Genomic DNA, 13,658 nt, shown 5'->3' with positions numbered 1-13,658 from the left:
CACAGGAGCAACCACCATGGCTTTGCCGCTGAAGATCACGCTGCTCACCGGGTTGCTGCTGCTGACGGCGTGCCGCAGTGAGCCCATTCAATTTCATACCCTGACGCCGGTGCAGCGCAGCAATGCGTCATTGGCCGCGGGGGGCGAGATCCGGATTGAAAGCATCACGGTCCCGCCACAGGTCGACCGGCCGCAGATTGTCATCCGCCAGGGTGACAGCGGCGTGGCCATTCTCGAGACGCAATGGTGGGCTGCCAGCCTGGTGGATGAGTTGCGCAGCGCGCTGGTGGATCAACTCGCCAGCAGCCGGAAAAACCTGGCGGTGCGCATTGAGGTCCAGCGCTTTGACTCGATCCCCGGGCAGTACGCCCTGCTCGACGTCAAATGGCGGCTTCGCCAGACGGGCACGGACGAACGCACGCCGCTGACGTGTCGCACGGTGGTGCAGTCGCCATCCGGCCCGACCATTGATGACCTGGTGATCGCGCAGCAAAACAACGTCAAGCGGTTTGCCGCGCTGCTCAGCCAGGCCGCCGACAAGTCACCGAGTGAATGCCCGCCCGCGAATCTACCCTAACAACCCCATCTCCTGAGCGCGCGCCACCGCCTGGGTGCGTCGCTCCACTCCCAACTTGCTGTTGATATGGCTGGCGTGGGTTTTCACGGTGTGCAGGGAGATAAACAGCTGATTGCTGATTTCCTGGTTCGAGCAACCCTGGGCGATCAAGTGCAGCACTGCCAGCTCGCGGGTGCTCAGGGTTTCAAGGGTGTGTGGGGCTTCCACCACCGCAACATTCGGCAAGCGTGCCAGCAGGCTTTGGTTCAGCAGGCCATGGGGATCCCGCGACAGCTGCTCCCGCGTCCAGTCGGGGTAACGCTCCAGCAAGCGCTGGAAAGGTTGCATCGCGCCACCGGCAGCCGCTTCGAGTGCGCGGGCAAACACCGGGCGGGCCTGGGCTTCCTGGCCACCGTCCAGCAGTAACAGTGCCTGCTGGGTCAGCGCCATCAGGCTGATCATCTGCCGGCCGCTGTTATGGGCCTGGCGTGCCAGTTCATCGAGCCGTTGCAGTGAAGCCGCCGGCTGATGACGGATGGCGTCGAGTGCCGCCTGTTGCAACTCGATATGTTGCGGCAGGTGCGGGTGGAACTCCGGTGCGGCAGCGGCCTGTTCACCGTTGTAGGTTTGCCCCAGCCGCGTCAGCCAGGCATCGGCCAGGTCGGTGCGCCCCTGAGCCAGCCATAGCTCGCATTTGACCAGGGTGATCATCGCCAGATAGAAAATCGGCGGCACGTCCCAGATATGCATCAAGCGCTCGGCCTCGGCCAATTCGGCAAAGGCCACGGAGAAGTCGCCACGGCGACCTTCGAAGCTGGCGATCACACAGTGGCCGATCAACACGCTGATATCCCGACAGGCTCGCGCCTCCGTCAATCCGGCACGCAGCCGAGCGAGCCCGGCTTCAGGCTGGCAGCGCATCAGCAGCAAATAGCCTTCGTACAACGCCAGGCGCGCGCGCACTGCGTACAGCCGTTGCGGCGCCAGGCCTTGCAAACGTTGCAGGCCCTGGCGCACTTCATCCAGTGACCGCAGGATCTCGCCACGGGCCTGCAGTACACGCGCTCGGTCGTAATGGGCCAGCGCTTCGAACAATGGATTGCCGACCCGCTGCGCCAACTCCAGGGATTCGCGGTTCAGGCCGCGGGCGCGCCACAGGTCGGCGTCGACAATGGCCAGGTTGGACAGGGTCGACAGGCACATCAACCGCTGGCCATAGCGTTTGTGCGGCAGGCTTTCCAGGGCCTCGCTGCAATACGACTGGGTCAGCTCACGATCACCACGGCCCCGGGCAATAATCCCGCTGAGGGCCAGCCATTGCGCCAGCATCGACTTTTGCGCGGTGGCCGACGGGGCCGGTAAAAAACGGCTGAGGTGGCTGGCCAGTTCCTGCGCCGCATCCAGCTGGCAGGCCAGGCCCAACGCCCAGCTGTAGAGCACGATCAGGCGTGGCGTACTCATCAGCAAACTGTCGGGCAAGTCCATTTTCCAGCGCAGCAGCATGCCGACATTCTGCTCCGCCAGCAGTTGCTCTTCGGACAGGTTCTGCACCAGGTTTGCCGCCACATCCAGGTGACCCGCACGCAGCGCCTGCTCCACTGCCTCGTCGATCAAGCCCTGGGCATTGAACCAGCGGCAGGCCCGCAGGTGCAGGCTGGCTGCCGGCAACACGGCATTGCTCGCGCGCCGGGTGCGCAGCAGGTCGGAAAACAGATGGTGATAACGGTACCAATGGCCCTGCTCGTCCAGCGGCACCAGGAATACCTGGTGGGCTTGCAGGTAGCGCAGGATTTCCGTGCTGTCGTGGGCCTCGCGCACGGCGTCGCACAGCTCGCTGCAAAAGCGCTCCTGGGACGCGGTGTCGTAGAGGAACGCCTGGACTTCCGAGGGCAGGCAGTCGATGACCTCTTCGAGCAGGTAATCGCGGATCAGCCCTTCCCCGCCGTGCAAACCCTGGGGCAGCGTACCTTCGCTGCCGGCCTCGGAAGCCGCCAGCAGCCAGAAACGCAGGCCGGCCACCCAGCCTTCGCTGCGCCGGATCAGGTTATCCAGGGCTTCACCACGCAATGAACTGCTGTGGCGATCCAGCAGCGCCAGGGATTCGCCGTGAGTCAGGCGCAGGTCCTGCTCGTGCAGTTCCAGCAAATGCCGGGACAGGCGCAGTCGGGCCAGGTGCCAGTCGGGACGCTGGCGGCTGGTGACCAGCACCAGCAGGCCGTCGGGCAGGTGATTGAGGAAAAATTGCAGGCAGCGGTCGAGTACCGGGCCTTGGGCCAGATGGTAGTCATCCAGCACCAGCAACAGCGGCGCCTGGGTCGACAGGTGCACCGTCAGTTCATCCAGCAGGCCGTCGAGCCATTCTTCAAAGGCGAAGGGTTGGTGACGCTGGCGCATTTTCAGCAGGCCCAGGGATTGGGCGCCCAACTGCGGGAAGTATTGCTGCAAGCCATCGAGCAGGCGTTCAAGAAAACGTCCCGGGTCGTTGTCCCGGGGACTTAGCCCCAACCACAAGCTTTGCCAGTGGGCCGGCAGGCTCTGGCAGAACTCCACCGCCAGCGAACTCTTGCCGAACCCGGCCGGGGCGCTGACCAGCAACAGACGCCCGGCCAGCCCTTCGCTCAGCCGTTCGCACAGGCGCGGTCGCAACACATAGCCGTCAGGCAGTGGGGGTCGATAGAAGCGCCCTTCCAGGGTCGGAATCACCGCGCTGGCAGGCCCTTGAATTCGGGACAGATCAGTCATCGCCGGGCTCTTGTAGAAGGCTGTTGTCGGCATTGCAGATGTCCGCAGACTAGCGGTAAAAGCGGCAGCTTTGTAGATCTTTGCAACATTTGTCTGAAAAAGACTACAACAAAAAATATCCGGACTTCTTCTGTAACGACCGACACTCTGTGGCGAGGGAGCTTGCTCCCGCTGGAGTGCGCAGCGCTCCCGTTTTTGGGGCTGCTACGCATCCCTGCGGGAGCAAGCTCCCTCGCCACAGTGGTCCGGCAAAAAAAGCCCCGAACCAGTCGGGGCTTCTTCGAGGATGCGGCCTCGTTTACAGCAAGTTAGCGAACACCATCCTGGCGCAGGGCCGCCGGGGTGAAGTCGCTGGTGGTGGCGGTGAAGCCGAAGTCATAGGCCTGTTTCTCTTCGTTCTTCATGCCCAGTGCCAGGTAGCGGCCGGACTGCAGGTCGTAGAGGGTTTCGAGGGCGTACCACGGCACTTGCTTGTCGTAGTAGTTCTCGGCATGGGCTTCAGCCACGCGCCACAGCTGGCCACGACCGTCGTAGTGGTCGATGACCGCGGCTTGCCAGGTGTCTTCGTCGATGAAGAAGTCACGCTTGGCATAAATGTGGCGCTGGCCTTCCTTCAGGGTTGCAACCACATGCCACACACGGCGCAGCTCGTAGCGAGCCAGGTCCTGGTTGATGTGGCCGGCCTTGATGATGTCGACATACTTGAGCTTCGGATCGTCAAGTTTGTAGCTGTTTTCGGCGATGTAGAGCTCTTTCTTGCCTTCCAGTTTCCAGTCGTAGCGGTCCGGTGCACCGTTGAACATGTCGAGGTTGTCGGAGGTACGCAGGCCGTCGGCGGCGGTACCCGGGCCGTCATACGACACTTGCGGTGCCCGGCGCACACGACGCTGGCCGGCGTTGTAGACCCACGCCGAACGCGGCTCTTTCACCTGGTCGAGGGTTTCGTGCACCAGCAGCACACCACCGGCCAGACGTGCCGGCGCAGTCACTTGCTGCTTGAAGTAGAACAGGATGTTGCCCGGGTTTTTCGGGTCGTAGTCCTTCATCTTGTCGCGGAACACGAACTGATCACGGAAATACACCAGGCTGAACGAGCCGTTGGTTTGCGGCGTGGCCTGGGTCACCAGGCGGGTCACGCTGCCGCCGCGATAGCGGGTGATGTGGTTCCAGATCACTTCAACGCCGCTTTTCGGAATCGGGAACGGTACGGCGGTTTCAAAGTTTTCCAGGCCGTTGCCGCCGGACACCAGGTTGGTGCTGGTGGCGTTTTTCTTGATGGCGGCGAACACATCAGCTGGCACCGTGGCGCCGCGATGGGTCGGGTAGACCGGCATCTTGAAGGTGTCGGGGTAGCGCTTGAACATCGCGTACTGCCCCGGCGCCAGCTTGTCCTTGTACTGCTCGACGTTCTGCGCGGTGATGGTGAATTGCGGTTGTTCGTTGGCGTATGGGTTGGCGAGGAAGCCACGGGCATCCACGGCGCCGGCGTTGGTGGGCAGCGGCGACCATTTAGGGATGGTGCCGGCCGCGTTACCGGCCATTTCGGCGCCCATCGGGGTCAGGGTCGTGCCGAGCTTGGCGGCTTCATCCGCCGAGACCGCCGCCATGACGCTACCCGCCATGATCGACAGCCCCAGCACACCCACCTGCAACAGATTTTTAGTTATTTTCATGTTCTGGTTCTTCCTTAAAACATACTGCTTAAAGAGAGTGTGCTTAGAAGTTCACGCCAGCGCTCAAGGCGATAAAGTCACGGTCATCCACCGTGGTGAATTTGCCGCCAAAGAAGTTGGTGTAGTTGAGGCTGACGGTGTAGGTGTTCTGGTACTCGGCATCGACACCCAGGCTGACGGCCTTGCGCCCCTCTTCAAAGTTGCCGCCAGGACCTGGCGAGTAGCCTTTGACGTCATGGGACCACGCCACGTTGGGCTTGAGGTTTACACCGGCGAAGACGTCCGGGTACTCCCAGATGGCACGAGCGCGATAGCCCCAGGAGGTGGCCGTGGTGTAGCCGTCGTTGTTGCAGTTGGTGTTCAGGCCAGCGGCGTTCGGCAGACCGGCGCCGTTGGCCGTCGAGTTGTTAAGGGCGTTACAGAACCCGCCTGGCAGCGTGCCAGGACCGAAGACCGGATCTCGGCCATAACGTGCGTCGGATTTGCTTTCCAGGCCACCGACGTGGGTCACGCCAATTTCACCGACCGTGGTCAAACGACTGGCGCCCATGACCTGATCAAAGAAGTGCGTAAAGGTGGTCTGGAACTGCGTCACTTCTTTGCGATTGTAGCCATGCAGATCCTGGCCTGGCGTGCCCTTCAGCACCGAGGCATTCCCGTAGCCCGGAATCGGCGTGACACCCGCATAAAGAATGTCGGTGGTGCTGAGCTGTACTGGGGCATTTGGCCGATAGCTCAACTCACCGCTCCAGGCAGTACCGGTAGGCAGCGTGGTGGAGAAGCTCAAGCCGTACAGGCGGATGTCTTCAGGGTACTCAATGAAGTAGTTGGAACTGCCCGCAACAATCAGCGGCCGCAGCGCACCCAGCGGCCCCAAAGGCCGGGTATAGGCCGATGCTGGCGCACCTTGGGCGCTGAAGATCGGCGCACGGCTGTGGTAGTTCATGAAGTAGGCGCCGAATTCGGTATCCAGCGGCTCGAAGTTGTAGTGCATCGCCACGCCGAACTGACCGCTGTCGCGGGCGTCACGGTCCGGCCCACGGCGCACCAGCACACCTTCGTTGTTCACATCCACGCCCAGGGCGTTGAGGGTAGGCAGTGCAGCGCCTGGAATGGTCGAGCGCTTGTTCAGCACCCGCAGGTTGTTGTTACAACCATCGGAAACCACATCCGGCTGCGAGAAGAACGTCCCGCAGTTGTCGGTCACCGTCTGGTCCCACTCCAACTGATAGAACGCTTCTGCCGACAAGTTATCGGTCAGCGTCTGCGACACATAGAACATGTTGACCGGGATCAGGCCTTCCTTGATCTCGGCCCCGGGACGACGGAATGCGGACACGTCGATCGGGTTGATGGAGTTGATACCGCCACCAATAAAGGTACTTTCACCCCAACTCACCACCTGCTTGCCGAACCGCACGTTACCTGGCAGATCAGCAATGGTGTAGTTGTGATAGATGAATGCATCGAGAATCTGCCCGCCAGAAGACTTGGCGCCCTCTTTGCGGTTGTTGTTGCTGACATTCTTGAAGTCCAGGTCTTCGTTTTGCAGCGCGAAGTCATACCAGTACTTGCCCCGGACAAACACGCCGGTGTCGCCGTATTTCAACTCAAGGTCATGAATGCCTTTGAAGATCTTCGAGAAGGAATCACCTTTGTCGAAGTTCAGGTGACCGTCATCCGAGGTTTGCGACAACCCCCTGCCACCGTTGTTGGCACCGATCAGGTCTTTATTTCGACCCGCCGTCGACCAACTGGCCCCGACCGACAGGGACGAGTCAAAGCTGCCTTCGATTTCACCGATGTTGAAACTGACGCCGAATGCAGGCCCGGCGAGCGTAGAGGCGAGGCTGACGGCCAAGGGCAGTTTTGCCCGGCGCCAGAACTGGTGTACTGAGATCATCGACGCTACTCCATGTGCATTATTGTTATGGCAGTGAGTCGTTTCCAAGGGCTTGTAACGGCCGGAATACAACGATTCCAATGCCGGGCGAACACATGAACCCGCCGGGCTCACAGCACCGCACCTTGAAAAACTCTGGGATGAACTATAGCCAGCAGGGGGTACCGCTTGATCCCTCTAAAGTGTGATTTGCATCACCAACCCGTCTGCCACAGTCCTTTTCGCCATGCTGACGAAGGTCAGCGACGGAAGGATGGCTGAAAATTGGCAAATCACAAGTGAAGGCTTGGACTAGAGCGCTGCCGTGCCCGCGAGGGCACGGCAAGCAGCGTCAGAGGGTAGAGAGGAAGGTGCTGTTGTTGGCCTGCCATTCGATGATGTCGATACGGATACGTTTTTTGTCGAGCTTGCCGACACTGGTCTTGGGAATTTCCGTAACAACGGCGATCTGGCTTGGAATCGCCCACTTGCTCAGGTGGCCCAATTCCACGAATGGCTTGAGATGTTCCTTGAGCTCCTTGGCCCCTATCACATGGCCATCACGCACCACCAGCAACGCAAACGGGCGCTCACCCCACTGCGGGTCGGCAATCCCCACCACCGCTACTTCGCGTACCGCCGGGTGGCGGCTGACCAGGTCCTCAAGGGCCAGCGAGGAGATCCACTCGCCGCCGGTCTTGATCACGTCCTTGATGCGGTCGCGAATATCGATCACGCCGAAGGCATCGAGGGTGGCCACATCGCCGGTGTGCATCCAGCCGCCGGCCCACAACTCAGCGCCCTTCTGCGGCTCGTTGAAATAGCCTTCGCTGAGCCATGGCGCGCGCAGCACCAGCTCGCCCTGGGATTCACCGTCGGCGGGCAGGAAGTTGCCCTCGCCGTCGATGATCGCCGCTTCCACCAATGGCCCGGGCACGCCGGCCTTGATGCGGTAGGTGGTGCGCTCGTCTTCGGTACCCGCCATCAGTTCTTCATTGAGGTGGGCGCAGGACACCAGCGGCCCGGTCTCGGACATGCCGTACGCCGCCGTCAGCTGAATCCCGCGGGCCTTGGAGGCTTCATACAGCGAACGATTGAGGGCGCTGCCACCGATGACGATTTTCCATCCGCCGAAATCCACGCCCTGGCCGGCCTTGGCGTTGAGCACCATTTGCAAGATGGTCGGCACACAATGGGAGAAGGTGACCTTCTCCTTGCGCCACAGCTCCACCAGGTATTCGGGGTCGTAGCGGCCTGGATAAACCTGCTTCAAGCCGAGCATGGTCGCCACATACGGCAGGCCCCAGGCGTGGACGTGGAACATCGGAGTGATCGGCATGTAGACGTCGTTGGTGCCCAACAGACGCACGCTGTCGACGCTGCCCATGATGGTCGCCACGCCCATGGTGTGCAGCACCAGTTGACGGTGGGTGAAGTACACGCCCTTGGGATTGCCCGTGGTGCCCGTGGTGTAGAAGGTGGTGGCGACGGAGTTTTCGTCGAAATCCTCGAAGTCGTAGCGGGGGCTCGCCGCCGCCAGCAACGCTTCGTACTCACCCACGAGGTTGGGCAGCTCGGCGGTTTTGTCCGCGCCGTCGGTGAGCAGCAGGGTTTTGTCGACGGTGGTGAGGTGGCCGGCGATGGCCTGGTAGAGCCCCACGAACTCGCTGTTGACCAGCACAAAGCGGTCCTCGGCGTGGTTCATGGTGTACAGAATCTGTTCCGGGGACAGGCGCACGTTGATGGTGTGGATTACCGCACCAATCATCGGGATGGCAAACATGCATTCCAGGTAGCGATGGCTGTCCCAGTCCATCACGGCCACGGTATCACCGGCCTTGACCCCGGCCTCGGTCAGCACATTGGCCAGGCGGGCGACGCGCTCGATCAGGGTCGGATAGGTGTAGCGCAACTGGTCGCGGTAGACGATTTCCCGGGTCTTCTCGTAGCGTGTCCCGGACATCAACAGGCGTTTGATCAACAGCGGGTATTGGTAGGCGCCTTCGGCGGGCGGGATAACACGAGTCTGCAACATACGAATCCCTTATCTGACTGCACGGTCTTGGCTGAAACATCTGCACTTTAGAGCGCTTATGTTTCAGCCAAATCAGCCAAAGGAATGATTTGCAGAACCCAATGAATGCTAGCTTTGAGCCAGCATCCGGCTTATTTCATGCTGGTAAAGGCCAGCTTCACACCGATGGCAATCAGCACCGCGCCCATGGTGCGGTCGAACCAGTGGCCCATGCGTGCAAAACCGGCGCGTACACGTTGCTGGCTGAACAGCATGGCCACCAGGCAAAACCAGATCGCGGTCGCCACGGCCAGGTACACGCCGTAACCGGCCTGGACCGCCAACGGCGTGTGGGGATTGATCACCACGGTGAACAGCGACAGGAAGAACAGCGTGGCCTTGGGGTTCAAGCCGTTGGTGACAAACCCTGAGGTAAACGCGCCACGGGCAGTGCGCTCGCCCGCTTCCAGGTGCAGGTCTTCTTCACTGGCAGGCTTGGCCGGCTGGGCGCGCAGGGCCTTGAAGCCGATGTACAGCAGGTAGGCCGCCGCCGCCCATTTCAGCGCATTGAACAGCACGATGGACTGGGACACGATCAAGCCGATGCCCAGCAGCGAATACCCCACGTGCAGGAAAATCGCCGAACCGACGCCCAACGCCGTCCAGGTGCCGGCACGTCGGCCATGGGTCACGCTTTCACGTACCACCACGGCGAAATCCGGGCCAGGGCTGGCCACCGCCAACAGGTGAATCAGTGCCACGGTCAAGAACTCGGTGAGGTACATGCACACTCCAGGAAGTAACTGATTATTTCATCTGATAGGCTCGGCAGATTACGCCTTCGAATCCCGCCGCAAAAGGTACAGTTGATGACGAACAATCGCCGCGCCGTCTTCCTTGATCACCCTTCCCTGGACCTCGGGGACCTGGACCTCAGCGGGTTGCAGGCACTCTTCAGCGAGCTGAGCTTGCACCAGCAGACCACACCCGAAAACATTATCGAACGCCTGCAAGGCGCGCAGGTGGCCATCAGCAACAAGATCGCGCTGAATGCCGAGACCCTGGCGGCCTGCCCCGAGCTGAAGCTGATCCTGGTGACCGCCACCGGCACCAACAACGTCGACCTCGCCGCCGCCCGCGCCCACGGCGTTACCGTGAGCAATTGCCAGGGTTACGGCACGCCATCGGTGGCGCAGCATACGATCATGCTGCTGCTGAACCTGGCGACGCGCCTGAACGACTATCAACGGGATGTGCAGGCGGGGCACTGGCAACAAGCCAAGCAGTTCTGCCTGCTGGACTACCCGATCGTCGAACTGGAAGGCAAAACCCTCGGGCTGCTGGGCCATGGTGAATTGGGCGGTGCCGTTGCGCGCCTGGCTGAAGCCTTTGGCATGCGCGTGATCCTGGGTGCGATTCCAGGCCGCCCGGCCCGCGCCGATCGCGTGCCGCTGGACGAGTTGCTGGCGCAGGTCGACGCGCTGACCCTGCACTGCCCGCTCAACGAACACACCCGCGACTTTATCGGTGCCCGTGAACTCGCCTTGCTCAAGCCCGGCGCGTTTATAGTCAACACCGCCCGTGGTGGCTTGATCAACGAACAGGCCCTGGCCGATGCCTTGCGCAGTGGGCACCTGGGCGGCGCGGCGACCGATGTATTGAGCGTGGAACCGCCGGTGAACGGCAACCCGTTGCTGGCCGGCGACATCCCGCGCTTGATCGTCACCCCGCACAACGCCTGGGGCAGCCGCGAAGCCCGGCAGCGGATCGTCGGCCAATTGATCGAAAACGCTCAGGGCTTTTTCAGCGGCGCCCCGCTGCGCGTCGTCAGTTGATAAACTGCGCCCCTTTTCAAGGAGCAGACCATGGATCCGCGCAGTGAAGTACTGCTTCGCCAGGCCGAACTTTTTCAAGGCGACGTGCTGCTGGTGGGCTTGCCCGCCGACGACCTGCTGGGCCGCCTGCCCAATGCCCATGGCTGGAGCTGGCACGCCGGCGACCAGGCCGCACTGGACGCACGTTTTGCCGAGCGCAGCCAGTTCGGTGTGAACGTGCCCGAGCGTTCGTTCGAGACCGCGGTGGTGTTCCTGCCCAAGTCCAAGGACCTCACCGACTACCTGCTCAATGCCGTGGCGGCGCGTTTGCCCGGCAAGGAGTTGTACCTGGTGGGGGAGAAGAAAGGCGGCATCGAAAGCGCGGCCAAGCAACTGAACCCGTTCGGCAAGCCGCGCAAGCTCGACAACGCGCGGCACTGCCAGTTGTGGCTGGTGACGGTGGCCAACGCCCCCGAGCCGGTAGAACTGGAGAGCCTGGCGCAGGTGTTCGAGGTGCCGCTGGCTGAGGGCCCGCTCAAGGTGGTGAGCCTGCCGGGCGTGTTCAGCCACGGTCGGCTGGATCGCGGTACCGCATTGCTGCTGGAGCATCTGGACAAGTTGCCGAGCGGTCACTTGCTGGATTTCGGTTGTGGCGCGGGTGTGCTCGGGGCAGCGGTCAAGCGTCGCTACCCGCATAACACGGTGACAATGCTCGACGTGGACGCCTTTGCCGCTGCCAGCAGTCGCCTGACACTGGCGGCCAATGGCCTGGAAGCCGAGGTGTTGACCGGTGATGGCATCGACGCTGCTCCGATGAATCTGAACGCGATTCTGAGCAACCCGCCGTTCCACGTCGGGGTGCACACCGATTATTTCGCCACCGAGAACCTGCTACGAAAAGCGGCCAAACATCTGGCAAAAGGCGGCGAACTTCGCTTGGTTGCGAACAGTTTCCTGAAGTATCAGCCGCTGATCGAAGAGCATCTTGGCGTGTGCGCAATCAAGGCAGAAGGTCAGGGTTTTCGCATTTACCGTGCCAAGCGCGGCTGAGGTCTTTTTCCAAAAGAAGGCTTGCCGAATGGATTTTGCCTAGGCAGAATCCGCTCCGTCCTAGGGGAGTAGTCTCCCACGAGCGCCACGCTCGTCCGGCATACGTCAACATACTTGGTCAACAGGCCATGGCGTATGCGACCCAGGAGTCCGCACAGACGGACCGGGGTTTGACAAGACCTATGACACGAACACCTTACCCGGGGCGGGAAGGCTGTACGTGTCATAGCCGTGTCGACCCGCCCCTGGAACTTACCTGATGCTGGATTCTCTGCTCGTCCCTACTGCAATCGTTGCCTTGGCCGAAATTGGCGACAAGACGCAACTGCTCGCACTCATTCTCGCTGCACGCTTTCGCAAACCCTGGCCGATCATCGCCGGCATCGTTGCCGCGACCCTGGCCAACCATGCGGCCGCTGGTGCCGTGGGGGCCTGGTTTGGGAGTTTCTTCTCGGATGCGGTGCTGCACTGGATCCTCGCGGCGAGCTTCTGCGCCACGGCGCTGTGGACCCTGGTGCCCGACAAGCTCGACGATGACGAAGCCAGCACTTCCCGCAAGTTCGGGCCCTTCCTGACCACGCTGATCGCATTCTTCCTCGCGGAAATCGGCGACAAGACCCAGATCGCTACCGTGATGCTCGCGGCGCAATACCCGGAACTGTGGCTGGTGATTATCGGCACGACCCTGGGCATGTTGATTGCCAACGTGCCGGTGGTGCTGGCGGGTAATTTTGCCGCGGACAAACTGCCGCTGACGCTGATTCGTCGACTGGCGGCTACGGCATTCTTCATCCTGGCCATTGTTGCGGTGTACAAGGCCATGCAGAGCAGCGGCTGGATCTAAACGCAACCCGATATGGGGGCTGGGCTTTTGAAGGAGCTAGCTTGCCTGCGACAGCATCACCTCGGTGCAACTGACACACCGAGGTGCCTGCATCGCGGGCAAGCCCGACGCCCACACAAGCCGGGCACCCACATTCAGATTTGCATTTCAGCCTTATAAATCAGGATTTTTTCGCCTGCTGATACAACGGCATCACCTTCGGAATCGCCGCCTGCAACGAGGCGATCCGGCTGTCGGAGGCAGGGTGGGTGCTCATGAATTCAGGTGGCGAGCCTTCCGAAGCCTTGGCCATTTTGTTCCACAGGGTAATCGCCGCGTTCGGGTTGTAACCGGCACGCGCCGACAACTCCAGGCCGATCAGGTCCGCTTCGTTTTCATTGCTGCGGCTGTTGGGCAAGGTCATGCCGTAGTTGGCCACGGTATCGGCCAGCGCCAGGCTGTCCTGACCGAGGCCGAACAACGCACCGGCCCCCTGCTTCGCCATTTCGATACCGTAGGCCTTGGACATGGCTTCGCGGCCGTGCTCACGCAAGGCGTGGGCAATTTCATGGCCCATCACGGCGGCGAGTTCGTCGTCGGTCAACTTGAGATTGTCGATCAACGCGCTGTAGACAAAGATCTTGCCGCCAGGCCCGCAGTTGGCGTTCATCTCGTCACTTTTGATCAGGTTCACTTCCCACTTCCACTGCGCCGCATCCGGGCGGAAGGTGGGCGCCTGGGCGATCAGGCGGTTGGCAATCGCCTGCACGCGCTTGGCGTTGGCGCTGGTCTTGTCCACCAGGCCCTTGCCGCTGGCTTCACCCAGGGTCTGCTGGTAGGACTGCGCATACATCTGGTCGACTTCCTGGCTCGACAACATGCTGAACATGTACTGCTTGCGCTCAACGCCCACGGCGCCGCCGCTGGTGGTGTTGACCGACTGACAACCGGCGAGCAACAAAGCCGCGCCCAACGCACATACCGCCACTGTCTTTTTCATCAACCTGCTCCCTGAAAACATGGCGCGTATCGTAGTCGGCCAATTGTATCGACGCCAGATACAACAGACGTATAGCCACCTGATTTCAGATACATCCCACACTG

General features: G+C 61.5%; 10 protein-coding genes and 1 riboswitch. Of the genes, 4 read left to right on the top strand and 6 right to left on the bottom strand.

The genetic code is table 11. The features are described 5' to 3' along the window. The first annotated feature begins 16 nt into the window (after positions 1-16). The gene (locus tag HX807_RS00590; protein ID WP_134327309.1) at positions 17-577 is read left to right on the top strand and encodes a membrane integrity-associated transporter subunit PqiC; all 561 of its coding nucleotides are present in this window, start codon (positions 17-19) and stop codon (positions 575-577) included. Here the strand turns inward: HX807_RS00590 and HX807_RS00585 are convergent. The 5 genes from HX807_RS00585 to HX807_RS00565 form a co-directional block, all read right to left on the bottom strand. Continuing rightward, positions 569-3,298 (bottom strand): LuxR C-terminal-related transcriptional regulator, encoded by a 2,730-nt coding sequence (locus tag HX807_RS00585; RefSeq protein ID WP_134327310.1) that lies wholly within the window; start codon positions 3,296-3,298, stop codon positions 569-571. The two genes, HX807_RS00590 and HX807_RS00585, sit on opposite strands and share 9 nt — an antisense overlap. 308 nt (positions 3,299-3,606) lie before the next feature. Continuing rightward, a complete protein-coding gene (locus HX807_RS00580) occupies positions 3,607-4,971 on the bottom strand; it encodes a DUF1329 domain-containing protein (protein WP_003216172.1) in 1,365 nt (454 codons plus the stop codon). 43 nt (positions 4,972-5,014) lie between these two features. Further along, complete coding sequence (locus HX807_RS00575; RefSeq protein ID WP_177049039.1) at positions 5,015-6,874, bottom strand: DUF1302 domain-containing protein; 1,860 nt, start codon at positions 6,872-6,874, stop codon at positions 5,015-5,017. A 331-nt stretch (positions 6,875-7,205) separates the two neighbouring features. Further along, on the bottom strand, positions 7,206-8,888 hold the full coding sequence (locus tag HX807_RS00570; RefSeq protein WP_177049038.1) for a fatty acid--CoA ligase: 1,683 nt from the start codon (positions 8,886-8,888) through the stop codon (positions 7,206-7,208). Between the two features lie 131 nt (positions 8,889-9,019). Further along, the gene (locus HX807_RS00565) at positions 9,020-9,652 is read right to left on the bottom strand and encodes a LysE family translocator (protein WP_003216169.1); all 633 of its coding nucleotides are present in this window, start codon (positions 9,650-9,652) and stop codon (positions 9,020-9,022) included. 84 nt (positions 9,653-9,736) lie between these two features. Here HX807_RS00565 and HX807_RS00560 point away from each other — a divergent pair, with 84 nt between their 5' ends. The 3 genes from HX807_RS00560 to HX807_RS00550 all read left to right on the top strand — a co-directional run bounded on the left by HX807_RS00560 (position 9,737) and on the right by HX807_RS00550 (position 12,575). Further along, entirely contained in the window at positions 9,737-10,702 is a 966-nt protein-coding gene (locus HX807_RS00560; protein ID WP_003216168.1) for a 2-hydroxyacid dehydrogenase, read from the top strand. A 30-nt stretch (positions 10,703-10,732) separates the two neighbouring features. After that, positions 10,733-11,731: a class I SAM-dependent methyltransferase gene (locus HX807_RS00555; RefSeq protein ID WP_008434258.1), complete on the top strand. Its 999-nt coding sequence runs from the start codon at positions 10,733-10,735 to the stop codon at positions 11,729-11,731. A gap of 51 nt (positions 11,732-11,782) precedes the next feature. Beyond that, a riboswitch (yybP-ykoY riboswitch) is annotated at positions 11,783-11,902 on the top strand. Between the two features lie 88 nt (positions 11,903-11,990). Beyond that, positions 11,991-12,575, top strand: coding sequence for a TMEM165/GDT1 family protein (locus HX807_RS00550; RefSeq protein ID WP_003216166.1), 585 nt, complete (start codon positions 11,991-11,993; stop codon positions 12,573-12,575). Between the two features lie 160 nt (positions 12,576-12,735). Here HX807_RS00550 and HX807_RS00545 read toward each other — a convergent pair whose 3' ends face one another. After that, entirely contained in the window at positions 12,736-13,554 is an 819-nt protein-coding gene (locus tag HX807_RS00545; protein WP_003216165.1) for a M48 family metallopeptidase, read from the bottom strand. Positions 13,555-13,658: the final 104 nt, after the last annotated feature.

It is taken from the genome of Pseudomonas sp. D8002, assembly GCF_013385695.1.
In the GTDB taxonomy this organism is placed as follows: Bacteria; Pseudomonadota; Gammaproteobacteria; order Pseudomonadales; family Pseudomonadaceae; genus Aquipseudomonas.
The sequence above is the reverse complement of the archived record's forward strand: the minus strand, read 5'-3'. Positions and strand labels throughout refer to the sequence as shown.